Consider the following 25,037-nt stretch of genomic DNA (forward strand, 5'->3'; position numbering starts at 1 on the left):
GCTGCTCGGGTCGGCGGGGAATTCTCAATGGGGGGTATACGATGGTCGTTCTAATCAACGGCGAAACCAAGAAACTTGGAATTGCGCTCTCGGGGGGCGGGTTTCGTGCTGCCGCGTTCCATGTAGGGACGTTTACGGCTCTCCAGGAACTCGACTTACTCGACAAGCTTGATCTCATCAGCTGCGTGAGCGGCGGGAGCGTGGCAGGCGCCTACTTGGCGCTGAATTGGGGCAAACAGGATGTGCTGAAGGGCCTTTCGGACTATCTGCTGACAAAGTCGATCGCCGTCTCTTCGATCATCGGAGGTATCCTGGACCCCTTCGAAACACGCCTGGAGAAGCTTGGCGCAAGCTACGATCGGGATCTGTTCGCGGGTGCACGGCTATCCGCTCTCAGAGATGGTCCACGAATCTATCTCAACGCCACCAACCTGGCCACCGGCAACATGTTTTTCTTTGTTGCAGGCAAGGCATTGGCGCCCGGAGAAGACGCTGGAGAAACGATGGGGGAGCACGAGAGCGGCACCGCGAATGCGAGTAACTATCCAATCAGCTTGGCCGTGGCAGCATCCTCGGCTTTCCCGCCCGTGTTTCCCCCGCTACGGCTCAATGCCGACATCTATCCCAATTCCCTGAGCGAATACGCGACGCTGAGCGATGGAGGCATTTACGATAATCTGGGCGTGAACCCGTTGATGCGAGCGCGGCGCAATCCCGTCGATGTGTGTTTTGTAAGTGATGGCGGCAAGCCGTTCGCCGTGTCCCCTCATCCGACGGAGTCCGGGACAATCGTGCTCAAGGAGGCGATCAACATCATGATGGAGCAGGTAAGAGGTCTTCAATTTGCTCGTCTGCAATTGTCGTACGACGCGAAAAAGGGCCCGAAACCCATCTGGTTTTCAATCGACAGCCGGGTAGGCGAGGAACGGCCTGGCGACGCCGCTTTCGCCTCGCTGGTGGCAACAGATTTAAAGAGATTGGAGGCCGAAGAGCATGAGGTTTTGGTGCGACATGGTCGGGCCCTCACGATGGCACGCGTCAAATCCTATGCACCGGAACTCCTTAAGTAGCAAAGTGTCAAACGCGCCGCCTTGCCGCTTACCCGACACGGACTGCAAGGACGTTATCGTTGGATATATCGCCTCATATTCTATCCAGGACAAGCAGTCCTCAACGCCAAGTGCCTGCCGCGGCGAGATTTGTACCCTCAGTCTCTACATCAGGGACAGCAAGCTCGACTGGGACATCCAGAAGCAAATTTCAGGCACTGGCAAGGCCATCTTCGTGAAGACCTTTGGTGAGCCCGACCCCGAGACCAAGTGATGCGCCATAGTGCCTCCAAATGGCCGCTGCTCTGGGCTGTCGGCGCCGCCATTCTCATATCTGCTCCGGCAAGGGCCCAGGAAGAACCAACGCAACCGAACCCGACACTGAGGTTCAAGCTCGACCGGCGCGACGGGTGCTTCCGCTACATAGGCGATGCCTGTCGAATTCATCGGCCGCTTCAAGACCGGGAGCTACGTCGGCGTGTCCATGATCACCATCGGCCGGCCCACGACCAGCAGCCGCGACTACTCGATCTTGTTCGCGCCTCGTGCCGCTTGGGGCAGTTCAGCCTTTGTCACCATCTGTGGCCGCGTTACCCCACCTTCTTAGCAACCGGACAGAATCTCCGGAGGGCGCTGACTTAGGACCGCTGGACAGCCGCCATATGTCGTGGTCTGTCTTCCTTTTCAAGGAAGCGAAATGGAATCATTATCGGCAGCGGGACCGGGTAAGAAGCGGCTGGCGGTTTTCCTTGATGGAACCTGGAATTCCGTGTCGGACAACACCAATGTCTGGCGCTTGCGCGCCCTGTGTTCAACGAAAGACACCGGAAACCCAGCCCAGCTCGCCTACTATGATATCGGGGTGAACGGAGTCATTGGCGGAGCCTTTGGGAAGGGGCTGCTCAGGAATATCCTTGATGCCTATGAGTGGCTGGTCGAAAACTACAACGATGGTGACGACATCTTCGTGTTCGGCTTCAGCCGTGGCGCCTTCACTGCGCGTTCTCTGACAGGCTTTATCACCAAGTGTGGCCTGTTGAGGCCGGGTGCCCCGTTAAGCGTCAACCAGTTGTTCGCCCGGTACCGCCGACGCGACGCGCTGACCGTGTGGAAGCTTCATGACGACTTGGTCGCAGGCCCGCTGAAGGCCTCTGCCCTGGAAGAACGCTGGATGCTGAAATACTCCCGCCGCGTGCCGATCAAGCTGGTGGCCGTCTGGGACACTGTCGGCGCGCTCGGCATTCCCGCGTTCAGCTGGGAAGGCATCAGTCGGACCAGTTTCCGATTTCTGGACACGGGCTTGAGGGTGCCAATCGAGAATGCGTTTCACGCCCTTGCCCTCGATGAGCATCGCAACAGCTTCATGCCGACGTTATGGACGAAGAGAATCCCTACCGATCCCCAGGCGGTGATCGCACCGCCGCGTCCCTACAGCAGTGTCGAGCAGCGTTGGTTTGCTGGCGCCCACGGTAATGTGGGCGGCGGATACCCGAATGATCTGCTTGCACAGGCTCCTCTCAGCTGGATCATCGAAAAGGCCCGGTCCCACGGTCTCGCGTTCAGGAGCGACATCGAGGTGGACGACGGGGCCCTCGACGCTCCGATTTCAGACTCTTACCGGGAGTTCATGCGCGGCTCCTACGCCATCCTCAGCAAGAGGCATCTTCGGCCCATTGCATCCCCTCCCGGCCGGGACCCGGATGCGACGTACATCAATGTCAATGAGACGATTGATGGCTCGGTCTTCGAGCGGTATCGCCACTCGTCAAGCTACCGGCCCGCCAATTTGGTTGAGTGGTCGACTCGCAAGGGCGTCGATCTTGACGCGGTGATGGGTTGGGTCGATGCCGAACAGCCTGGAAAGGCGGTTGGCGAGATCCACTGACCGCTGAGTGGCGTGCAGTGCCGCCGTCTGCTTCCAGGATCTGGCCGTTCCGGCTGACATGCAGAGCGCGAAAGATGCGCCGTGGGCGGAAATGGAGTAAACGTCGTCCACCTAGATAGTAGATGCTTTGCGCTCTGCCTCAGACGGGAGGGGGAGCGCGAGGGGCGGGCCAGGGGCACGCTCGCCTGGCCTTGGCGGGTTCGATACCGGCTCGAAAGACATTCCGGACGCATTCAAGGTCGGGGCATCGCTGCCCTGACCTTGAATGCGAACCGTGCTTAGTCGGCGGCGATTGCCATACTTTCGCTTTCTACTTTGACCGTCGCCCGCAACGCTGCGGGAAGCCAGCCCTTGCCGTCCAGTTCCTTCTCGGCCTGCAAGAAGCTTCGGGTTTCGGGGCGCGTTCCACCGTCGGCCCACGACTTGCAAAAATGTTTGAGGATGCCTTCTCGCAAAAAGGAACGTCGGCTGGCAGGCCCGTGGCCCGGGACTGGGTGGCTGCCTTGGCCGAACTTGAAGCGAACCTCAAGCAGTGCTCCGCCAATTCCAGCCACTGGTCACTTGGCTCATCGCCGTGCCCTTGGTGCAAAATGGAAGGCGCCACTGGCGTCCCGCTGTTCTCAACCGTTGTTCCCGCCAGCGGGGCGACGCTTTTCGATATCGCCGGATTCCAGCGCAGGTGGACGCCATCCCGCATCCCGGGCCGGTGCCGACCGTCCCCGAGAAGAATGTGACACCAGATCCCAACGCCTTGAAGCTCAAGGGGCACGCGCGCCGCACCAACTTCCGGGCAGGAGTAGCGGCCGCAGTAGTCGGCGTCGCTGGCTTGATGATGGCGCAGATCTGGGTGCTGGGCATTGCCTTGGGGGTTTTTCTGGGGTTGAGAGGTTTCTTGAACAGGGACAGTGAGGCTGCGGAATACCGGCGCATCGCCGGCGAGGCCGCCACCCAGTGGAAAAACGCGCAAACCACGTGGATGCAGAGAGCCGGGCCGGATGCCTTCGACAGGCAAAAAACGGTGCTCGCCGGGCTCAGGCGCGAATGGGACATCTTACCTTCCAAACGGTAGCCAGGATCTCGGAGCTCGAGCGCAACCGCCGTCAGGCGCAACTGCACCGGTTCCTGGACAACTTTGAAATCTCATCGGCAAAGATCGAGAGCATCGGACCGGGAAAGAAACAGGTCCTGGAGTCGTATGGCGTCGAAACAGCGCTCGATGTCGAGAGGAACAAGCTCTACAGCGTGTCCGGATTCGAACCCAAAACGGCGCAGAAGTTGTTAAATTGGCGAAGGTCCGTCGAAGCCCGCTTTGTCTTCGATCCCTCACGCGCGATCGATCCACGCGATATCGCGCAGATCGACCAGGATATTCTCGGCGACCGCAAGCGGCTGCAGGGCGCCTTGGTTCTCGGTCTTGAGCAACTCAAGCAGACAAGAGCCCAGATTCTTGCCGCCCGTGAACACAGTCGCCCGGAAATGGAGCGGTTGGCATTGGATCAGTCGTCGGCAAACGTTGCCGCGATTTCAGGTTGAGACGGCTAACGCTGGATCGCCAATCAGGCTCGGTGGGTTTTGGCATACCTTCATCACCCCGGGTTGCGCGTCAGTGTGAAATACCCATTTCACCTTGTTGGAGGCCTCGACGATTTTGGCCGGTCGGAGCGCTGACTCGAAGGAGAGGTGAACGGCGGCTTTGCGCCTCATTCCAGCCGCTCGAATTGCCCAAGCCATTTCCTGAAAGCTGCCGATCCAGGGGATCCGTCTGGACGTCGATGGCAAGGGTGGTGGACGTACGGCTTCGCCACCAAGCAGGCCGCAACGGATTTCAGGATGTTACGGGTTAGGCGGTGACCCTTGGGCCACTCATGCAGCCATGTCTCATGCTGTCTCGAATCACGTTGTTGACGGTGCAAGCATCGCCGTCAAATCGCTCAGTCCGAGCGTGGCGGGCGCGCAACACTCAATCAGGTATAGCAGTCGCTAGGGCTATATGCATTTAGTGACACGGCCACCCGATCTTTGCGGTCGCAAGTCTTTACCAAGTGTCGTTTCTCGGCAAGGCTGATCATTGAGGCACTCACGCCGCGAGGATTGAAGAATGCTTAACCAGGCAGAAACACTCTACCCATCTCTGACCCCTCTTGCGGTCCAGGTCCGCTGGAAGGTTCCAACCGAATTTCCGGCGTGCCCGGACGAATTCACCGACGACGCCCTTCTTCTTTATGAATCGCGCCTCTCTTTCGGAAGTATCTTCGCGCGCAACCAGCTCTCCACGAGCCTCGTCGTCGACCGGAATCTCAAGGACGATGACCTGATCGTACTCACTCATTTTGCCGGCGACGCCATAAAGAATTGGGCAGTGGCCCACATTTCAATCCATGATGGCCTTTTCCATCACCGAAGCGAATTCACCTTCTTCAGTCTCAAGGGCGCTCTGAAGCACTTCTGCGAACTAGCTGGAGAGGACCTTGGCGACTCGATCGATGACTATTGCTGATGACGTATCAGCTGATGTCGATGCAGAAATGTTGCTGCATATTGACGATTCCGGTTGAGCGTGGGTGTCGAGTGTGAGCGATGACCTTGTGACGTCGGTCAGGTTCGAAGTCATGGTGCCAAGCAGTATCAATAAGGATGATGCCGGAGGGGCCAAGATGGAACATGAGAACCTGCTAGTCGTCGGTGCCGACTTCTCGAAAATGCGCACGCGCTGAATACGACGTGGTGATCTGCAGACCGGAGGTGCGTTTGAGTTCCATATAGACCTAAACTCGCTATAAGATACGCATCATGCGTTGGAGTTGCACCTCCGGGCTGTGCGCAACGTCGTGGCGGATGACTCCTTTCTACCCAGTGGTCCGCAAAGCCGCCTGTCAGCTTGCGGGCCCAACGCGGTCATTTCGGAACATGCAAGCAGACTAAATAGCGATTGGAACTCAATAACCACGCGGCCACAGCGTTCATGGTTTGTACTTCTAAAGTCGCATAATTGGCAGACTGGAACATGGAACTTGGGTCGCGAGGTGGATCAAATGCGTTACGCAGGGTCGCAGAACGCGCAAGAGACATTGCAGGTCATCTATAATCGAGCTGTCGGCCCAGCCGACTTCCTATTCGTGCCAGTGAGCAATGGCAATCGTACCAGCGACAGCACCCATTGCTCGCTGCTGCTCGTTGATGGCCGCAACCCGGAGCGGGTCGCCTATCACCACGACTCCTCCCGGACAGGGCCACAACGACGAGCCTGCAAACCAGCTCGCAAGGGTGCTGAACGGCACCTTCGAGGCAGCCCCCATGACCCGACAGCCGAATGCTTATGACTGCGGCGTGTTTGTGTTGGCACGTGGGCGCCGATTGGACAATTGATGGCCGGGCAGCGGCGCCGGGTCGCTGCGACGACCTCGTCGCCGACCGGCAGGCGCTGCAAGACCGGCTGAGGCGGCGCTTCCACACGGGATTTGTCTAAAATTCCAAGGGGGATTTGTGGAGGTATGACGCCGACAGGCCGCCTACCGCCAGACTACCCCGCTCATGAACGCGACGCCGGCAGCACTCCCATCTCCTTGAGCAACCAGGCAGCGCCGTCAATCTTGTCCATGGTCCAAAGCATGAAGCGACTGTCGACATGGATGCTTCGACTGCGGTCTGCGGCATATGCCCAATCGGAGATCACTCCATCGAGCGTGCCATCAAAGGCGAGACCGACGAACTCGCCGCGCCCATTCAGCGTGGCCGAGCCGCTATTGCCATTGGTAATGTCGACCGTGGACATGAAGTCGACCGGCAAAGTGCCCAGCTCCGGCGCGACATAGGGGCCATAATTCTTGGCCCGGATCGCAGCGACGGCGGCGGCGGGCGCATCAAACTCGCCCTTGCCAGTGTGCTTGGCCAGAAGTCCCTCAGCCGTGGTGAATGGCGTCCAGATCTGCCCGTCGCGTGTTCGCCCCGACACCTTGCCCCAGGTGATGCGCAGCGATCCATTCGCGTCGGGATACACCGGCCGGCCAATCGCCTGCCAGTAGGCGCGCAGGCCCTGCATATAAGTCGCGCGCGCCGCCTGCGCTCGGCCAGCGCGGTCCTTCGCCGCGCGCTCCGCAGCTATGTCGCCGGGATAGAGCGCGACCGCCAGCTTGATGAAAGGATCGTCCGACGCCTCGAAGGCAGCAGCCCGCTTGTCGAGCCAGCCGAGCCGCGTGGCCGTGTCGGCGAGTTTGGTTTCTGCATAAAGTCGGTCAAGGCCGATTTGGTCCAGAGCCGTTTCGAACGCAGTATCGCGGTCCTTTGCGTCTAGCCGGCGATATTCATCGAGCGCGGCCTCAAATAGCTTGCGATCGATGTCGGGCAGGTAACCGCGTTCGATCTGCGTCAGTTGATCCACGGTCTGGTTACGGTCACGATCCTGAAAGCCGCGTTCGCGGTCTTCATCGAGCTTCTCGTGCTCCTTGGCCCAGCGATACAGAGTGCGCGCGGATGAGAGCATTTGCGCGCGGTTCAGCAGCGCCTGGCGCAGCCCCTCGAGCGAGGCCTGGCTATTCTCGTCCACCATGGCGCCCAGTTCGCCGATCGCTGCGCCATAGCGCGCCTGCCGCGCGGGATCGTCGGCGACCCAGTCGAGATAAGCTTTCTCCTCGATCGCCTTGCGCACGTCGAGCCCGATCGCATTGGCCCCGGCGAGATCGCCCGCCAACTTCTTCTTGTAGTTTTCCACGCCTTGCAGGATGGAGGCGTAGCGGATCTGCGCTTCTCGATTGCCTGCCGTGGTTTGGTTTATCTGGGCCGCATAATCCGACAGCAAATGCTGCAACAGCGGTTCGTACCGCGCGAAATTGAACCGTACTTCATCCGCCGTGCGGAACCGATTGGTTTCTCCGGGAAAGCCGACGACCATGACGAAATCGCCGTCTTGCACGCCTTTAGAGGCAATGCGCAGCCAGCTCTTCGGCCGGTAGGGCACGTTGTCGCGCGCATAAGGCCGGGAGGAACCATCAGGAGCGACATAAGCGCGGTAAAAACCGAAGTCGCCTGTGTGGCGCGGCCACGTCCAATTGTCCGTTTCGCCGCCGAAGTTACCGATGCCGAGCGCGGGCGCATAGACTAGGCGCACGTCCTGAATTTCGAGCTTCTGCTGGAGATAGTAGGAGGCGCCGCCATAATAGGACTCCACGTCGCAGCGGCGATTGGGCTGTTCTTCACATGCGGCGATCAGCGCCTTCCGGTTCCTGTCGAGCCGCTCATAGCGGGCAAAGCCGTTCAGCTTGTCCGATACGCCCTTGAGCATGTCGGCGGTCACATCACGGATATCCTCGATCACATAGATGCGGCTGCCGGGCACCGCGGGTAATTCTTCACCAAGGCTTTTCGCTAGAAATCCCTTGGTGAGATAGTCTTGACTCTCCTTGCTGTTGTACTGGATCGATTCCAGCACGCAGTGACGGTTGGTCGCAACCAGTCCTTGCGGACTGACGAAGGAAGCTGAACATCCGCCCAGTGATACGATCGCGTTGAGCGGGGCAGTGTCTAGACGGCTGAGCTGCGCGGGATCAAGCTGGAGTCCATTCGCGCGCATGGCCGCGCCAAGTTCCGTAATCTGGGCCGGCATCCACATGCCTTCGTTCGCCGACGTCCAGAGCAAGTTCATAGCGGTGGCTTGGGCCAAACGACTAAAATTCGAGTTCATGCTGATCTCGTTCCCATTCTGTGTATTGTTCTCCGCTGATCTGGATCGATGAGCTATCGGGCTGACCGGCGTCCGCAAGCGCCTGCGCGGCAGCCACTGGGTGAAGAGTGAGTGGACGGTCAACACAAAAATCTGGGTGACGCTCCCCTCACATTGTATCGGCAACGTTTGCGGATCATCCGTTGCACTAATCGTGCCAAAGGATGCCTGAGACGCCCTTCGGGTCCCGCGGAGAAGTCATTCGAGACGCCTCTAACAATATCTCCCGCATTGCGGGCCGGCCATTGGAGCGCCTCGTCAATAAAGCTTTCAATCACCTACGTGGTAAGGGCCTTGCGTGTCCGACCTCCGACATTTGGGTCCGACCTCCGACATTTGGTTGTAGACCCGACACTCTCGTCCTCGCTCGCGACGAAGCCCACTGCCGAACAGCCGTCGTTAATTGTGAGAATGCGTGCTATCGTTTCTGTTACGTGCGGTGTTGCGCGAGGACGAGGGTGCGAGGAGTGCCCGGACTTCCCCTTGCCGCAAATCCGCTCGGCGCTTGGCGACATAACCCGGCGGACTATGTGCGCGAGTGCCGGCGTGAGGCGCGAAAGTAAATCTGGGATGAAACGTCGACCATCCGAATCGAGCATGGAAACCTCATCAAAGCGACAACCGCCAACCGGGTTCGCGAGGCAGGCGCGTTCGTCGTCCCGACGAACATCACCTTTGCTGTCGTCGCTCGGGACGGAGCCAGATACGGCATGTCCGCCGAATCCCTTGAAAAGGTGAGCTTCGTTCTCGATGCCGGCTTGTCGGCGCTCGAAACGCTTCAAAGCGCTGGCGTGACCATGGGCTACGGCTCCGATCTGCTTGGCCAGATGCATAGGCACCAATCAGAGGAATTTCTTCTGCGCGGCCGCGTTCTCAAGCCTCGGGACGTGATCCGATCCGCGACGGTGGATGCTGCCCGCGTGCTCAACATGGAAGGCCTCATCGGCACCATCGCGCCTGGCGCTCACGCAGATCTCATCGCCGTCTACGGCAATCCGTTGAAGGACCTCGCGATTTTGTCCGATCCCGCCCGGCTTCGAAAGATCATCAAGGGCGGGTGAGTGGTGAAGAATGAATAACCAGACGCAGGTAATCCGTTGCCATTCAGGGGAATTACGCAACACATATACAGGCAGGAGCACAACAGAACGTATTGAGCAGCTACCGATGGTTCCGAAGGCATGACGCTGCGATTGCCGCCTTCGTGCTGCCGGTGCTCAAAACTCTCAATCGTCCCTGACCAGCCTTGAAATCTCGGCGCTAATATCGGCTCCTTCGTAGGGCAATGCCTGAGGACGTTTCTCGCACGCCTAGCCGTCATAATACACGCGCTCATTTGATTGCGTGGCATCGGTGGAGAGCGCTGTCACAAACGGCTGGACGACATTCCTCATATCGCGCCGGCGGAGCCTGTTTTCACCAAAGTCGAACTCGCGGGTGACGCCTACGGCCCCTGCCAAGTTAATCCCATTTGAGATCGAATGCGGTGGGCGTGCCGCTCCTAGCAGCGCCGTTTTTCCCATTGACGTGAAAACATCAGAACAAAGTACCTTATGTCTACAGATTTCGTAGAATATCGTTTGGTTTCGGTGGTGGCCTATGGCGCATGTGTGGGAGATAGATGACTTGGCACGATTATCGGTTCTTGGAATATCCGGCGGTGTAAGCAACCCGTCCCGCACCACGGCGGTCGTCAATGCGCTGGTCAAGGCGGTCGCGTTGCGCCTGCTTGCCGACACCGGTCTGATTGAGATCACGGAGGCAGCACCGTCGCTTTTCGCCGGACTATCCCGCGGCGCACTTGGCGCATCTGGAGAAGCGATTATCCAGCGTGTCGAGAAGGCCGATTTGCTCGTGGTCGGAACGCCTGTCTATAGGGCTTCCTACACTGGCGCTCTCAAGCACCTGTTCGACCTGGTCGACTATCGCGCGTTGACGGGCAAGACCGTGCTTCTCGCGGCGACCGGCGGGAGCCCATACCATGGCCTGGTGCTCGAACATCAGCTCCGGCCATTGTTCGGCTTTTTTGGCTCTGTCACCGTCCCTACGGGCGTCTACGGCACGCCCGACGATTTCGTCGATGGCGAAATCGTCGGCGCAGCCATCATCGAGCGTATTGCAAGGGCCGCTACCGACGCGGTCTCCTTGCTCAACTCAAGTCACGCAAATGCCGCCGTCGCCACCCGCGTCGGCTGAGCCAATCAACAGGGGAAACGACGACATGAGTTCGCATTCCGACGCCATCAAATTCGCCTACTGGGTCCCGAACGTCTCCGGCGGCCTGGTCATCTCCAACATCGAGCAGCGGACGGGTTGGGATATCGACTACAACCGCAAGCTCGCCCAGATTGCCGAGGCCAACGGGTTCGACTATGCGCTGAGCCAGATCCGTTTCACAGCCGGCTATGGGGCCGACAACCAGCACGAATCAGTCTCGTTCAGCCATGCCTTGCTTGCCGCGACCACAACGCTGAAGGTCATCGCAGCGATCCTGCCCGGTCCGTGGAACCCTGCGCTGGCGGCCAAGCAGATCGCTACCATCAACCACCTGACCAATGGCCGCGTCTCCGTCAATGTCGTCAGCGGCTGGTTCCGAGGCGAGTTCGCCGCGATTGGCGAACTCTGGCTCGATCATGACGAGCGCTATCGCCGGTCGGAGGAATTTATCCGAGCGTTGCGCGGCATCTGGACGGAAGACAGCTTCACGCTGAAGGGCGATTTCTACCGCTTCACCAACTATTCCATGAAGCCGAAGCCGATCGAGCCCTTGCCCGAGATATTCCAGGGCGGCTCGTCGCGAGCCGCTCGCGACATGGCGTCTCGTGTCTCCGATTGGTATTTCACCAACGGCAATACCCCGGAGGAGATCCGGAAGCAGGTCGACGACATCCGCACCAAGGCGAAAGCCAACGGCCACAAGGTTAGGATCAGCGTCAACGCTTTCGCCATCGCCCGCGAGAGCGAGCAGGAAGCGCGCGCCGTGCTCGACGAGATCATCGCCAAGGCGAATCCGGAGGCGGTGCAGGGCTTTGCCGATCAGGTCAAGAATGCCGGCAAGGCCTCGCCGGAAGGCGAAGGCAATTGGGCGAAGTCGTCCCTCGAGGATCTCGTTCAGTACAATGACGGCTTCCGCAGCAATCTCATCGGCACGCCGGAACAGATCGCCGAACGCATCCTGAAACTGAAGGACGCCGGTGCCGACCTGATCCTGCTCGGCTTCCTGCATTTCCAGGAAGAGGTCGAGTTCTTCGGCAAGCGCGTCATTCCTCTGGTGCGCGAACTGGAAGCAGCTCGCGACAGGGAGCTTGTCGCCGCGGAATAGGACGGGCGCGGCCCACGGGGCCGCAGCCGACACGCCTTCAAAAGCAGGAATGTTTCATGATTGGTGCTTCGCTGGGAGCGGCCGCATACGAGCGCGCGTCCGAAATTTCCGCCATCCTCGCGGTGGCTAACCCCGTCGGCGACAGGCGTCTGGCACGCCTGTCGTCACGGCCGGATGTGGTTCTCGCGCTGAGCGGGATCGGCATTTCCTTTGGCGGGGTCAAGGCGCTGAGCGATGTTGATCTCGAAGTGGAAGTCGGCGAGATCCGCGCGGTGATCGGCCCCAACGGCGCCGGCAAGTCCTCACTGATCAACATCATCAGCGGCCTCTATCACGCCGACCGCGGCAGGATTGCGATCGGCGGGCAGTCCTTCTCCCGGGTGCCGGCGAGCCGTCTAGCACGGCTCGGCGTTGCGCGAACCTTCCAGAACCTGGCGCTATTCGGCGGTCTGTCCGTGCGCAACAACATCGCGTGCGGCCGCGTCCACACCAGGCGCGCCAGTTTCGTCGAACATATTGCAGGTCTGCCACGCGCCCGGAGCGAAGATGCGGGAATCGCCGAAAAGACCGATCAGATAGTCGCCTTCCTGCATCTCGAAAGCGTCGCCGACCGCCTCGTCGCCACCTTGCCTTACGGCCTGCAGAAGCGGGTCGAGCTGGCGCGCGCGCTGGTCGCCGAGCCGAAGCTGCTGCTGCTCGACGAGCCGATGGCCGGCATGACGGCGACCGAGAAGGCCGAGATGGCCGGCTTCGTGCGCGCCGCGCGCGACCGGCACGGCGTCACCATCATCCTGATCGAGCACGACATCGGCGTCGTCATGGGCCTCTCCGACCGCGTCGCCGTGCTCGACTACGGCCGCAAGATCGCAGACGGGACGCCGGCCGAGGTCAGGGCCGATCCGGCAGTGATCCGGGCCTATATCGGCACCGCCGAGGGCGAGAATGGCGAGGACATCTGATGAGCTACTATGATTTCCTCTTCGTCATCGAAGTGCTGGTCGGCGGCCTGCTCTCTGGCGTCATGTATTCGCTTGTCGCCATAGGTTTCGTGCTGATCTACAAGACGTCGGGCGTGCTGAACTTCGCGCAGGGGTCGATGGTGCTGTTCGCAGCGCTCACCTTTGTCAGCCTCGTCGAACGCGGCATCCCCTTCGCGCTTTCGCTGCTCATCACCTTCGCGGTCATGGTCGCGCTCGGCTTCACCATCGAGCGGACCGTGCTCAGGCCACTGGTCAACCGCTCGCCGATGACGCTGTTCATGGCGACGCTGGGGCTCTCCTACATCATCGAAGGTGCCGCCCAGCTTATCTGGGGCACGCAGGTGCACGGGCTCGACCTCGGCATCGACGACACCCCCTTCGAGGTCGGCGGCATACTGATCTCATCCTTCGACCTGCTGGCGGCGGCGATCGCCGCCGCCATGGTCGCAGGCCTCAGCGCCTTCTTCTATTGGACGCGGATCGGCCTTGCGTTTCGCGCCGTCGCCGACGATCAGTTCGCGGCCCTCGCCGTCGGGCTGCGGCTGCCTCGCATCTGGGGCACCGTGTGGACGGCGGCCGGCTTCGTCGCGCTGGTCGCCGGACTGTTGTGGGGCGCGCGTCTCGGCGTCCTGTTCTCGCTGTCGCTGATCGTGCTGAAGGCGCTGCCGGTGCTGGTGCTTGGCGGCTTCGATTCCATCCTCGGCGCCATCGTTGGCGGCCTCATCATCGGCGCCAGCGAGAAGCTGGCCGAGGTCTATCTCGGCCCGTTCGTCGGCGGCGGCATCGAGGGCTGGTTCGCCTATGCGCTGGCGCTGGTTGTGCTTTTGGTGCGCCCCTCCGGCCTGTTTGGCCAGAAAACCGTCGAAAGGGTCTGAACCATGGCCGTGCAAGCTCTCGACGCCGCAAGGCTTCCAGTCGACTGGGCGAAACTCGTTCAGAAGCTGGCGTTGGCGACCGCCCTGTTCGTCGTCGCCTACGGCGTGGTCCCTGCCTATGCTTCGGGCTATCTGGTCGAGGCGATCCTGCTGCCATTCCTGGCGCTCAGCCTGGCGGCGGTCGGCCTCAATTTGCTGACCGGCTATTGCGGCCAGCTCTCGCTTGGCTCTTCCGCCTTCATGGCGGTGGGCGCGTTCGGCGCCTACAATTTCAACCTCAGGGTCGAAGGCCTGCCGCTGGCGGTGACCATGATCCTGGCCGGAATTTCCGCCGCCGGCTTCGGCGTCGTGTTCGGCCTGCCCAGTCTCAGGCTGCGCGGCTTCTACCTCGCCGTCTCGACGCTCGCCGCCCAGTTCTTCGTGCAATGGGCGCTGACCAAGTTCGGCTGGTTCTCCAACGACAACCCGTCCGGGGTGATCTCGGCGCCGCACCTGGCCGTCGCCGGTCTTTCGCTCGACAGCGCGACCGGCCGCTATTTGCTTTCGGTCACCACGGTCATGGTGCTGACGGCCCTCGTCTGGCGCTTGGTCAACAGCGCGACCGGTCGCAACTTCATCGCCGTGCGGGACAACGAAACCGCCGCACGCGTCATCGGTGTGCCGGTGCTGCGAACCAAGCTTCTGGCGTTCGCCATCTCGTCGTTCATCATCGGTATCGCCGGCGTGCTGTGGGCCTTCACCTATCTGCGCACCGTCGAGCCGGCAGGCTTCAATCTCGACCGCTCATTCCAGATCCTGTTCATCATCATCATCGGCGGGCTGGCCTCGATCCGTGGCGCGTTTTGGGTGCGGCGTTCATCGTTGTCCTCCCGCTCTTTCTGTCCCGGCTCGGCGCATTCCTGTTCGGCGGCCTGTTCGATTCGGGCGTTCTCGACATGAGCCAGCGCATCGTGCTCGGCGCCATTATCATCATCTTCCTCATCGCGGAACCGAGCGGGCTGTCGGCCCTCTTCGACCGCCTCAAACGACGGATCGGCTCAAGGTCCAGCTGATTGCCGCTCAACTTCCTCCTCCGCTCGGACCAACCCATCAGGAGACGTAAGCAATGACCTTCTTCAGTCACCTAAGAAAAGCGGCGATCGCCACGGCCTTCGTGCTCGGCGCGACGGCGGTTCACGCCGAAGAACAATACTTTCCCCTGCAGAGCTACCGTGTCGGTCCGTATGCGGCCGGCGGAACCGGCTTTTTCGGTGGCTTCATCGACTATCTCAACCTGATCAACATCCGCGACGGCGGCGTCAATGGCGCCAAGCTGGCCTGGAGCGAAGGCGAGACGCAATATGAGGTCGAGAAGGGCGTCGAGGTGTATGAACGGTTGAAGAGCAATCCCGGCATCGCTGCCTGGAATCCACTCTCGGTCGGCATCGCCTATGCCATGATCGATCGCATCACCGACGACAAGGTGCCGCTGATCACCATCAACCACGGCCGCACAGACACGACCGACGGGCGGGTGTTCCCTTACGTCTTCCCGCTGCTGCTCAATCCTTACAGCGAGACCTCCGGCATCGTGAACTACATCGCGTCCAAGGAAGGAGGCCTCGACAAGCTCAAGGGCAAGAACATCGTCGTGCTCTATCACGGCTCGCCCTATGGGAAGGAGACGATCCCGATCTATGAGCTGCTGTCGCAGAAATACGGCTTCGAGCTGTCGCAGATCGAGGTGCCGCATCCCGGCAACGAGCAGCAGGCGCAGTGGCTGACCATCCGGCGCGAGCATCCTGACTATGTCGTGCTGCGCGGCTGGGGCGTGATGAACCCCGTCGCCTTGAAGACCGCGCAGAAGACAGGCTTCCCGGCCGATCACATCATAGGCAATGTCTGGTCGAATTCCGAAGAGGATGTCATCCCCGCCGGCGATGCCGCCAAGGGCTATACGGCCATCACCACCCAGGCCTCGGGTGAGCGGTATCCGGTGGTCCAGGAGATCGTCAAAACGGTCTACGGCGACGGCAAAGGCAATCTCGAGGACAAAAGCCGCATCGGCTCGGTCTACCACAATCTCGGCATCGTCAATGGCATCCTCAATGTCGAGGCGGTCCGCATCGCACAGGCCAAGTTCGGCAACCGCACGCTGACCGGCGACGAAGTGCGTTGGGGCTTCGAGCATCTCAAGCTCGATCCGGCGCGCGTCGAGGCACTCGGCGCCAAGGACCTGTTCCACTCGATCAACGTCTCCTGGGACAATCACGAGGGTGACGGCTACGTGACCTTCCAGCAATGGGACGGCAAGAAGTGGAATGTCGTCTCCGACTGGATCGCTCCCGACTGGAAGCTGCTGCGTCCGATCATCGAGAAGTCGTCCGAGGCGTATGCCAAGGAAAAGGGCATCAAGATCCGCACGGCCGAGGACGCCGACGCGGTGGTCAGCAACTGAATTTGGTATGGTGCGGCCGACAAATCTGGCCGGCCGCGCCATCCACCTTCCCGAGCGGAGTCATCGATGTCCATCCCGGAATACCTGATACTGTCAGTTAGCAGCGTGGAGGCTGTCTACAACGGCGCCATCGCCGCCCTACACGGCGTCGACTTGTTGGTTGGCAGGGGCGAGATCGTCGCGCTGCTCGGCTCCAACGGTGCCGGCAAGACGACACTGCTGCGCGCCGTATCCAATCTCCTCCCGGCCGAGCGCGGCGCCATTACCGCCGGTCGGATCACCTTCGGTGGCGAGGATGTTTCAAGGGCAAGCCCCTCGCACCTAGTCCGCAGCGGCCTTGTCCAAGTCCTCGAGGGCCGGCATTGCTTCCGCTCGCTGACGGTCGAAGAGAACCTCTTCACCGGCGCGCTCGGACGCTCGTCCTCTCGCACGGGCGTCAAGGCGGACCTGGATCGTGTCTATTCACTTTTCCCAAGGCTCGCCGAGAAGCGGCGAACCCGGTCCGGCCTCACTTCCGGGGGCGAGCAGCAGATGACGGCTATCGGCCGGGGTCTGATGTCGCGGCCGAAACTCTTTGTTCTGGACGAGCCGTCGATGGGGCTGGCACCGCTGATCGTCGACGAGATCTTCAGCGCCCTGAAACGGCTCAACCGCGACGAAGGCCTTTCGATCCTCGTTGCCGAACAGAATTCGGCGGTCGCGCTGAAATACGCCGACCGCGCCACCGTGCTCGAGAACGGCGTCAGCGTGCTGGAAGGATCGGCTGCCGACTTGCGCCAGCGCACCGATATCAAAACCTACTACCTCGGCGGCGCGCCGCTTCCACCGCAACATTTTCCCAAGGAGACAGCAGCATGACCATCCAATCCAGGCAGGCGTCGGATAGCCGCAGTGCCGTCCCGCCGGTCGAACGACCCTCTGCCAAGGCGCATGTGATCAAGGCCGATGCCGAGGCAATCGCTGTCGCCGAAAAACTCGCCGCCGAATTCGCCAGGGATGCCTCCAAGCGGGATCGTGAACGCATCTGGCCGAAGGAAGAGCTCGATGCGTTTTCGCAGAGCGGCCTGTGGTCGATCAACGTGCCGAAAGCCTATGGCGGGCCGGAGCTCTCCTATGTGACCCTGTCGAAGGTGATCACCATCATCTCGGCGGCCGATCCGTCGCTCGGCCAGATTCCGCAGAACCATCTTGGCGTCGTCGCCGCTATCCGCACCGTCTCCGACGAGGCGCAGAAGAAGCTGCTTTTCGCTGAGGTGCTGTCCGGCACGCGCTTCGGCAACGCGTTCTCCGAGTTCGGCTCCAAGCGCGCGGCCGACTTCGAGACAAAGTTCGTCGACGCCGGCGACCATGTCGTGGTCAACGGCCAGAAATTCTATTCGAGCGGTGCTCTGCTTGCCCATCTGGTTCCGATCGTGGCGCTCGATGACGAGGGGCGCGCCTGGTATGCCATCGCCGATCGCGGCGCGCCCGGACTGACGGTGATCGACGACTGGTCGAGCTTCGGACAGAAGACGACTTTGTCCGGCACGGTCCTGCTCGACAATGTCAAGGTGCCCAAAACGCATCTTGTCCCCGGCTACAAGGGCTATGACAGGCCGACGGCCGACGGCGCCATCTTCCAGATCATCCAGGCCGCGGTCGATCTCGGCATCGCCAAGGCGGCGATCGACGAGACTGTCGGCTTCGTGCGCACCAAGTCGCGCGCCTGGATCGACAGCGGCGTCGATCATGCCTGGCAGGATCCTTATACGATCCAGGCGATTGGCGACCTTCGCCTGCGGGCCAACGCGGCAGAGGCGGTTCTGGAAAGGGCCGGGCTTGCGGTAGATCTCGCCGTGGCCGACCCGAACGAGAAGACCGTCGCGGAAGCGCAGATCGCGGTTGCCGAATCCAAGATCCTCACGACAGAGATCGCCATCATTGCCACGAACAAGCTGTTCGAGCTCGCCGGCACACGCTCGACGCTGGCCGAGCACAATCTCGACCGGCACTGGCGCAACGCCCGCACCCACACGCTGCACGATCCGGTGCGCTGGAAATACGCGATCCTCGGCAACTACTACCTCAACGACGTAAATCCGCCGCTCCATGCCTGGAGCTGAGCGAAGCGCCTCCAAATCACAGAGGACCATTCATGAGCATTGCCACTCCCGACAGGATCAAGGTCCTGTGGTTTCTGCCGACTCATGGCGACAGCCGCTATCTCGGCACCTCAGAGGGGGGGCAGGGCGGTCGACTTGCCCTATCTCACCCAAGTCGCGAAAGCCGCCGATGCCATCGGCTACTATGGCGCGCTGCTGCCGACAGGACGCAGTTGCGAAGATAGCTGGGTCGTGGCGTCGGCGCTGGCACCGCTGACGCAGCGGCTTCGCTTCCTTGTCGCCGTCCGGCCGGGCCTGCAATCGCCGACGCTAGCCGCGCGCAGACCTCGACGCTCGACCGCATTTCCAGCGGACGGCTGCTCATCAACGTCGTCACCGGCGGGGATCCGGTCGAGAACAAGGGCGACGGCATCTTCCTCAGCCATGACGAGCGCTATGAGGTGACGCGGGAATTCCTCGACATCTACAAGGCGGTGCTTCGCGGCGAGACCGTAGCGTTCGCAGGCAAGCACTTCCGTATCGAGGACGGTCGCCTACTGTTTCCGCCCGTGCAGACGCCACATCGGCCGCTCTATTTCGGCGGCTCGTCCGATGCCGCTAACGCGGTCGCCGCCGAACAGATCGACAAATATTTGACCTGGGGCGAACCGCCGGCGGACGTCGCGGCAAAGATTGCCTATGTGCGCGGTCTTGCCGAGAAAGCCGGGCGCCAGGTGACCTTCGGCATCCGGCTGCATGTCATCGTCCGCGAGACCAATTATGAGGCCTGGGCCGATGCCGACCGCCTGATCAGCCGCCTGGACGACAACACGATAACCGAGGCGCAGAAGGTTTTCGCGCGCATGGATTCCGTCGGCCAGTCGCGCATGAGCCGGCTTCATGGCGGCCGCCGCGACAAGCTCGAAATCAGTCCGAACCTGTGGGCTGGCGTTGGCCTGGTGCGCGGCGGCGCCGGCACCGCCCTGGTCGGCGATGCGGCGACAGTTGCGGAACGGATCGACGAATACCGGCGCATTGGCATCGATAGCTTTATCCTGTCCGGCTATCCGCATCTGGAGGAGGCCTATCGATTTGGCGAACTGGTGTTGCCGTTGTTGCCGCTCGATCATGAAATCTCGACGCGCCCGACGGCAGTGAACATGGGACCGTTCGGCGAAACGGTGGCCGGCGACCATCGGCCTTCGGCACTGCGCGCGAGTCAGTCTTGAGCGCCAGAGACTTGGGCAGGGGACCGGTCGTAGCCATCATCGGTGGCGGCTTTTCCGGTGCGGCGACCGCGTTTCATCTTGCGCGGCTGCTGCCCGCCGGTGCTGCCGATATCGTGGTCGTCGAGCCCAGAGAGGGGCTCGGCTATGGTCTGGCCTACTCGACGGCCGATCCTTCACACCGCATCAATGTGCCGGCGTCGAGAATGACGCTGATCTCCGGCCAGGACAGCCACTTTGCCGATTGGCTGGAGCAGACCGGCGCGATTCTCGACGATGCCGAGGCTATTGCCGCAAATGGAGCACTCTACCCACAACGACGCGTTTTCGGGCGCTACGTGGAATCTTATCTCCAACCCTTTCTGTTCGGCAAAGTGATCCGTCATGTCAGGTCCGCCGTCGCGTCAGTCGAGCTTAGTGGCCAGGGCTACATCCTGATTCTCGCTGATGGAAGGACGCTCGCAGCCGACGCCCTAGTGATTGCGGCGACGCATCCGCCACCGGCCTTGCCATCGGCCCTGCGGTCTGTGGCTGCTGCTGCCCGGCTGGTGGCCAATCCCTATGATCTCGGAGGGCTGCAAGCGATCGGCCGCGACGACCAAGTGCTCGTAGTCGGCACTGGATTGACGTCGGCGGATATCATTGCCACGCTGGACCGCAATGGGCATCGTAGCCGCATCGTCGCGCTGTCACGTCATGGTTATCGTTCGCGCAGCCACGCGGTGCTCCCGGGCGACCCGATTGGTGATTTCATCAGTCTGCCTTCACGCAGCGCAACAGTGATGCTCAGACGCATCCGGGCCACGATCCTAGATGCCAAGCGTCGGGGCGAAGACTGGCACCCGGTCCTCGATGCCGTCCGACGTCAGGGACAAATCATCTGGCAGGCCCTGCCGCTCGACGAGCAACGCCGCCTCGTGCGCCATTTGCGCACGCTGTGGGATGTGCATCGCTTCCGCATCGCGCCACAGGTCGCGGACGTGCTCGATCGCCGCGTTGCCGAAGGCATGCTCGCCTATCGCGCCGCATCGATCGTCGGCGCCGAGCAGGTCGACGGGCGCATTCGGGTCACGCTGCGGCCAAGGCGCCAACCCACTCAGACAACCGAGACGTTCGACAGGGTGGTCGTCACGACCGGGCCGGCGCATGCCGATATTTTCCGGACCAACACAGCAATTGCCGATCTCGGGCGAATGGGACTGGTCCGGCTAGACCCGATTGGCCTTGGCCTGGCGACCGACAGCCAAGGCCGTGCGGTCAGCACTTCCGGCCGACCGACCGACAGCATTTTCGTCAGCGGGCCGCTGGCGCGCGGCAGCGTTGGCGAATTGATGGGAATTCCCGAAGTCACCGCGCATGCCGAGCGTATAGCCGCTGAAATCCACCAATGGCTTGGATACCAAACGGCGTTGCGTCGTAAGGCGTCGTGAAGCTGCAAACACGATGAGGCTATCCAGATGACACTCACCGAGCGTATTGCGAAGGTGGAAGCCCATCGTGTCGTAAATAGGCCACTGGTCGCGTGCCGCTCCTGGCGCTTTTAGCAGATCCGCTCGACCTCGGAGGTGCCGATCTCCATGCCCAGACTTCGCACCGGCGTCCACCGCTTTGATGACGATCCGAGACGATCAGCCCACCGCGGCGGGTCGAGAAAGCACTGGGCGGGAAGACGCCTACAGCGAGGCTGCTCGCCTTGTGGCCGCAGAGAGGGAAAGAATCTGCCGCCGGACATCGACTTCAGTGGTTTAGAGAAGGCGGCTCGGCAGCGACCTCTGCGTGAACCCAGACGCCTTGAAAAGCCCGATGCGTCCGGATTTTGGCGGTGATCTTCATCAAATGCGATGAGCTGCAATTTCTGGCGACGGCCACGCTAAGGGCGGGCCTCCAGCACCATGTTGAACGGTGTCTCCGCGGCGCGACGCAATCGCTTGAAGCCGCCACCGGTCACCACCTTGCGCAGCCTCGCCTCACCGGCCTGGGCTCCAAGCGCGAGCCCGACTTCCTGCGACACGGACGCGGGCGTGCACACGAACGTGGAAGCGGCATAGTAAACGCGTCCGACGGGATTGAGGTTCGCCGCCAGATGATCATGCGCGAACGGCTCGACGATCATCCACGTGCCATCCGGCTTGAGCGATCCGTGGACATGGGTGGCGGCGCCCGTCGGGTCGCCCATGTCGTGAAGGCAATCGAAGAATGTGACGAGGTCGTAGGTTCCGGGATAGCTCTTGGCGGCGGCGACGTCGAACCGCGTGTTGACGCCGACGCCGGCTACCTCGGCCGCCTTGCGGGCGCGCTCAATCGGAGGGGCATGATAGTCGAAGCCGACGAAGCGCGAAATTGGGGAAGGCCTGTGCCATGAGCACGGTCGATGCACCATGACCGCATCCAACATCCGCGACGTCCACGCCGCGTTCGAGCTTCTCGACGACGCCCTCCAAGGCCGGCAGCCAGGAGTCGATCAGATTGGCATTGTAGCCTGGACGGAAGAACCGTTCCGTACCGCGAAACAGACACGCGCTATGATCGTGCCACCCGACGCCATTGCCGGACGGAATGCCTGCCTCACCTTTTCTTCATCGAGCCACAGCGCGGACAGGAACTCGAATGCGCCTGCCATGAAGGCCGGGCTGTCTTCATCGGCGAACACCAGCTCTTGCTCGGCGTTGAGATAGAATTTGTCGCTCGCTTCGGTGGTCGGGAATGACAGCCACCTCCATGCCGTTGAAAAGCAGGAAATCCGTCACGTTGCCCTCGTCGGTAACCGGCGGAGCCGGAGTGGTCGTCACCAGGGCAAGCCCTGTCGCAGCAGGTATCCTAGGGCAGCCCGTCAGAACATCGATGACTCCGGTTGTGGTGCCGGGGCGGGCGATCAGGGCCAAGTGATTGTTCCGAGGCGGCTGTATGTTGTGGTAAGGTGATCATGCGAATTCTTGTTGGTCGGTCACGTGTTTTGCGGATGACCCGCATGTACTGTGCCAAATGAGAAAACCATTCAAACGCAATCCAGTAGATCTGACTGTATCCGACATTGTCGGAATTTGGACATCGCCGAACGCGAAGCGCTCGGGGCTTGTGACGATACTTGAGCGTGCTGCTTCGGAGGAGGGATGCGCCTCGAACCGGCCGCGAGGCCTTTTTCTGGCAACGGATATTCCGGCCGGGTTAGGCCGCGAGGAAAGCGACGGTGAATAAGAGGTAGAGGACCAACCGTTTTGAGCGGGTAGTTGCCGTGTTGCGCCCCCACGCAAAGGCCAGCACCACGGAGCAGTATTTCTGGTGGCGACACTACAACGCCTTTAAGTGCCGGTTACCCGTTTTTACCCGATGCTGGATACGACTACAACGACTCCTTCCCGAGCCTGCGTGCGGCGCTTACCTGGAAGATGGAAGCCGGTCAGATCGCAACGGGGGAGGGCGGCCAGATCTGGGCAATCCCGCATGCATTTGAGAACATCCAGCTGTTCTACCGCCTGTTCCCGCCAACGGCGGAGATCACGCCGTGTCACCCCAAGCACTTAAACCCAGCGTGCCGATGGCAGCCGAAGGACCTGGCGCGCGCGCCTCGTCCGGTTCGGCTTCGCTGGAGGGGCGTTCCATCGACTGTTTCAGCCTTGCAATCATCCAGGCGCTGGCCAAAAGCCAGATGGAGCGCCGGCTCAGGAACCGGCGCAAAAACTCGAGCCTGCCGGCGCTGATCGAGCTGGTGCTGGCGCGGCCGCTGGTGTCGGCAGGTCTGGTCGCGGCCGAGCTGAAAATTAGCCAGCGTGCTGCGCTCGGGCTGGTGCCGAACTCGGCATCCGTGAGGTGACCGGCAGGGGCGCTACCGGACGTGGGGCCCCGTTTAGCTGCGGCGGGCTTTGGCGAAAGCGACAGCACTGATGATTTTTGCTGTACGCTCATTCTCCCTCATCTGCGCGTTGACAGAAAACCAGCAGCCGAGGGTCACTGCACGCTGTGCTCCCGCGATTTCCGGAAAACCAATGAAGAACGACTTTGATCTATCGCGCGGGACGTATCATTCAACCATGTCGAGAACGGGCGTGACGGCACGTACACTATGGACCAGAGAACTTTGTCTGGCGACTTTGCGCACGCCTGCAGAACTCTTCGGAAAACTTCCTTCTGTTGATCCAATGATCGTAATGAGCTGGAGTGGCATCGCCGCTCTCCCCGGTTCTTGCTCTCTCAGTTGAACTTGATGCTGGCCTGCACGAACACGCCGTAGCGCTTTGCCTTCCAATCGTCGGCCTGCGGGGAACCACGACCGCCCATTGCCTCTTCGAAATGAGCCGTGCCGTTATTCGCCACGGCCCAGTAGCGGGCGCCGACGCCGATGTTGAACAAATCCGTGACCTTGTAGTTCAACACCGCCTCGAGCTGGACGCCATGCCCATCGCCGTCTTCGGGAATTAGCTTGATCTTGGGGCGCATGTGGTGCTGATCTTTGCCGTCGAGCCGCGTGAAGAGGAACGCCACGTCACCAGAAAGGCTGAGTCGCGCGGTGAGTTGCGTCTGCCCGGCCAAGCCGAGTCGCAGCGAATGCCAATCGTTGTCCTGGCTGATGAGGTTGACGTAGGTCGGGACGGTTGGCACACAGGTCCTCCAGTTGGTCGCCTGCTGCGTGCAACCGAAAGCGTCGTAGCTCTCGTGCCAGAAATTGTTGCCAACAAAAGCACCGATGCGGTAGCGCGGCGCGTTCAAGAAATTATATCCAAGATCGGCGGTGAAATAGCTGACGCCGCCCCCGCGCTGATCACTGAATGTGTTTGAGTAGCCCCCCATTTCCGTAAGAAGTCCTCGTCATGAGAAAACCCTCCCTGATGCCGCCGGCACCGAGGAGGCCTTTACGAAAATGCCAGTCGGATTGTGGATCGCGTTGAAGAAGACTTCACTCGAATGCGCGTCTAGATCGTCATAGGTGAGCCGCGAGACCGGTGACGTACCTTTATGATTGTAAAGGTCCTTCGATGCTTGCCGGTACTGGGCCAGTAGCGTAGTCCACCCTCGAACGAAAAGACTGAGGCCGCCGCCCCGGCTACCGACGCCGACTCGAAATCACCGGCACTCGACGGCGGTTCGGAACTCCTCGGTGCCGCAGCGCCGGCCAAGCCGGGCCCGGTGAAAAATTCGTCGTCGAGGGCAAGGCGCCCGCTGCTTCGCCCGGCCGCGCCGACGATTTTTCTTGGCCGCCAAGGCGGCAGCCTGCGGCCGCGGCCACAACCGAAACGACCACGGCGATCGTCCGTAAACCTGCCCCCGGGACACCTGAAGGGCAAAGCGCCCTCAGATGGCCGCGGGAGTAGCGTTTCCAAACGGTCTCAGCGCGGCAGCACGCTCGATCCCATCAGCGCCTCGTCGATCGAACGCGCTGCCTGACGGCCCTCGCGGATCGCCCAGACGACCAGCGATTGACCGCGGCGCACATCGCCCGCTGCATAGAGCTTTTCGACGCTGGTCTTGTAG

The 25,037-nt window shown here is 61.3% G+C and carries 18 protein-coding genes and 4 pseudogenes; 18 read left to right on the top strand and 4 right to left on the bottom strand.

Going from position 1 to position 25,037, the window contains the following annotated elements; all coding sequences use genetic code 11:
* Positions 1 to 41 precede the first annotated feature (41 nt).
* The 5 genes from EOA79_RS05085 (at position 42) to EOA79_RS05105 (ending at position 5,431) form a co-directional block, all read left to right on the top strand.
* Complete coding sequence (locus EOA79_RS05085) at positions 42 to 1,070, top strand: patatin-like phospholipase family protein (RefSeq protein WP_091600488.1); 1,029 nt, start codon at positions 42 to 44, stop codon at positions 1,068 to 1,070.
* Between the two features lie 676 nt (positions 1,071 to 1,746).
* Positions 1,747 to 2,934: a DUF2235 domain-containing protein gene (locus EOA79_RS05090; RefSeq protein WP_091600486.1), complete on the top strand. Its 1,188-nt coding sequence runs from the start codon at positions 1,747 to 1,749 to the stop codon at positions 2,932 to 2,934.
* A gap of 679 nt (positions 2,935 to 3,613) precedes the next feature.
* On the top strand, positions 3,614 to 4,003 hold the full coding sequence (locus EOA79_RS05095; RefSeq protein ID WP_091600484.1) for a hypothetical protein: 390 nt from the start codon (positions 3,614 to 3,616) through the stop codon (positions 4,001 to 4,003).
* On the top strand, positions 3,976 to 4,467 hold the full coding sequence (locus EOA79_RS05100) for a hypothetical protein (RefSeq protein ID WP_091600483.1): 492 nt from the start codon (positions 3,976 to 3,978) through the stop codon (positions 4,465 to 4,467). The genes EOA79_RS05095 and EOA79_RS05100 overlap by 28 nt, the downstream gene beginning before the upstream one ends.
* A 565-nt stretch (positions 4,468 to 5,032) precedes the next feature.
* A complete protein-coding gene (locus tag EOA79_RS05105) occupies positions 5,033 to 5,431 on the top strand; it encodes a hypothetical protein (protein ID WP_091600482.1) in 399 nt (132 codons plus the stop codon).
* Between the two features lie 1,032 nt (positions 5,432 to 6,463).
* Here the strand turns inward: EOA79_RS05105 and EOA79_RS05110 are convergent.
* Positions 6,464 to 8,611 carry a S46 family peptidase gene (locus tag EOA79_RS05110; RefSeq protein ID WP_091600481.1) on the bottom strand — a complete coding sequence of 716 codons (2,148 nt, stop codon included), beginning with the start codon at positions 8,609 to 8,611 and terminating at the stop codon, positions 6,464 to 6,466.
* Positions 8,612 to 9,258: 647 nt separating this feature from the next.
* On the opposite strand from EOA79_RS05110, the gene EOA79_RS05115 reads away from it, so the two are divergent.
* The 11 genes and pseudogenes from EOA79_RS05115 to EOA79_RS05165 all read left to right on the top strand — a co-directional run bounded on the left by EOA79_RS05115 (position 9,259) and on the right by EOA79_RS05165 (position 21,001).
* A complete protein-coding gene (locus EOA79_RS05115; RefSeq protein WP_236473437.1) occupies positions 9,259 to 9,711 on the top strand; it encodes an amidohydrolase family protein in 453 nt (150 codons plus the stop codon).
* A 565-nt stretch (positions 9,712 to 10,276) separates the two neighbouring features.
* On the top strand, positions 10,277 to 10,846 hold the full coding sequence (msuE, locus tag EOA79_RS05120; RefSeq protein WP_236473434.1) for an FMN reductase: 570 nt from the start codon (positions 10,277 to 10,279) through the stop codon (positions 10,844 to 10,846).
* A gap of 25 nt (positions 10,847 to 10,871) precedes the next feature.
* The gene (sfnG, locus tag EOA79_RS05125) at positions 10,872 to 11,972 is read left to right on the top strand and encodes a dimethylsulfone monooxygenase SfnG (protein ID WP_127335040.1); all 1,101 of its coding nucleotides are present in this window, start codon (positions 10,872 to 10,874) and stop codon (positions 11,970 to 11,972) included.
* A 56-nt stretch (positions 11,973 to 12,028) separates the two neighbouring features.
* Complete coding sequence (locus EOA79_RS05130) at positions 12,029 to 12,931, top strand: ABC transporter ATP-binding protein (RefSeq protein ID WP_091600479.1); 903 nt, start codon at positions 12,029 to 12,031, stop codon at positions 12,929 to 12,931.
* Positions 12,931 to 13,827 (top strand): branched-chain amino acid ABC transporter permease, encoded by an 897-nt coding sequence (locus tag EOA79_RS05135; RefSeq protein WP_128292924.1) that lies wholly within the window; start codon positions 12,931 to 12,933, stop codon positions 13,825 to 13,827. The genes EOA79_RS05130 and EOA79_RS05135 overlap by 1 nt, the downstream gene beginning before the upstream one ends.
* A gap of 3 nt (positions 13,828 to 13,830) precedes the next feature.
* Positions 13,831 to 14,879, top strand: a pseudogene (locus EOA79_RS05140) (branched-chain amino acid ABC transporter permease).
* 53 nt (positions 14,880 to 14,932) lie between these two features.
* Entirely contained in the window at positions 14,933 to 16,264 is a 1,332-nt protein-coding gene (locus EOA79_RS05145) for an ABC transporter substrate-binding protein (protein WP_091600477.1), read from the top strand.
* A gap of 66 nt (positions 16,265 to 16,330) precedes the next feature.
* Positions 16,331 to 17,122, top strand: coding sequence for an ABC transporter ATP-binding protein (locus EOA79_RS05150; RefSeq protein ID WP_128292925.1), 792 nt, complete (start codon positions 16,331 to 16,333; stop codon positions 17,120 to 17,122).
* On the top strand, positions 17,119 to 18,366 hold the full coding sequence (locus tag EOA79_RS05155; RefSeq protein WP_128292927.1) for an SfnB family sulfur acquisition oxidoreductase: 1,248 nt from the start codon (positions 17,119 to 17,121) through the stop codon (positions 18,364 to 18,366). The genes EOA79_RS05150 and EOA79_RS05155 overlap by 4 nt, the downstream gene beginning before the upstream one ends.
* Before the next feature lie 32 nt (positions 18,367 to 18,398).
* A pseudogene (gene ssuD, locus EOA79_RS05160) lies at positions 18,399 to 19,574 on the top strand (FMNH2-dependent alkanesulfonate monooxygenase).
* The gene (locus EOA79_RS05165) at positions 19,571 to 21,001 is read left to right on the top strand and encodes an FAD/NAD(P)-binding protein (protein ID WP_091600474.1); all 1,431 of its coding nucleotides are present in this window, start codon (positions 19,571 to 19,573) and stop codon (positions 20,999 to 21,001) included. Before ssuD ends, EOA79_RS05165 begins: the two are co-directional and overlap by 4 nt.
* 440 nt (positions 21,002 to 21,441) lie before the next feature.
* On the opposite strand, the pseudogene EOA79_RS05170 reads toward EOA79_RS05165, so the two are convergent.
* Both EOA79_RS05170 and EOA79_RS32640 read right to left on the bottom strand, forming a co-directional pair.
* Positions 21,442 to 22,263, bottom strand: a pseudogene (locus tag EOA79_RS05170) (class I SAM-dependent methyltransferase); the annotation flags it as partial.
* Positions 22,208 to 22,453 carry a hypothetical protein gene (locus EOA79_RS32640; protein WP_164893824.1) on the bottom strand — a complete coding sequence of 82 codons (246 nt, stop codon included), beginning with the start codon at positions 22,451 to 22,453 and terminating at the stop codon, positions 22,208 to 22,210. The gene EOA79_RS32640 and the pseudogene EOA79_RS05170, both read right to left, overlap by 56 nt.
* Positions 22,454 to 23,073: 620 nt before the next feature.
* Here EOA79_RS32640 and EOA79_RS05180 point away from each other — a divergent pair.
* Positions 23,074 to 23,382 carry a helix-turn-helix domain-containing protein gene (locus tag EOA79_RS05180; RefSeq protein WP_236473435.1) on the top strand — a complete coding sequence of 103 codons (309 nt, stop codon included), beginning with the start codon at positions 23,074 to 23,076 and terminating at the stop codon, positions 23,380 to 23,382.
* Between the two features lie 377 nt (positions 23,383 to 23,759).
* Here EOA79_RS05180 and EOA79_RS05185 read toward each other — a convergent pair whose 3' ends face one another.
* Positions 23,760 to 24,356 carry an omptin family outer membrane protease gene (locus EOA79_RS05185; RefSeq protein WP_091600473.1) on the bottom strand — a complete coding sequence of 199 codons (597 nt, stop codon included), beginning with the start codon at positions 24,354 to 24,356 and terminating at the stop codon, positions 23,760 to 23,762.
* A gap of 276 nt (positions 24,357 to 24,632) precedes the next feature.
* On the opposite strand from EOA79_RS05185, the pseudogene EOA79_RS33440 reads away from it, so the two are divergent.
* A pseudogene (locus EOA79_RS33440) lies at positions 24,633 to 24,877 on the top strand (hypothetical protein); the annotation flags it as partial.
* Positions 24,878 to 25,037: the final 160 nt, after the last annotated feature.

Origin of the sequence: Mesorhizobium sp. M1A.F.Ca.IN.020.03.2.1 (assembly GCF_004023205.1) — a bacterium.
Taxonomy (GTDB): domain Bacteria; phylum Pseudomonadota; class Alphaproteobacteria; order Rhizobiales; family Rhizobiaceae; genus Mesorhizobium.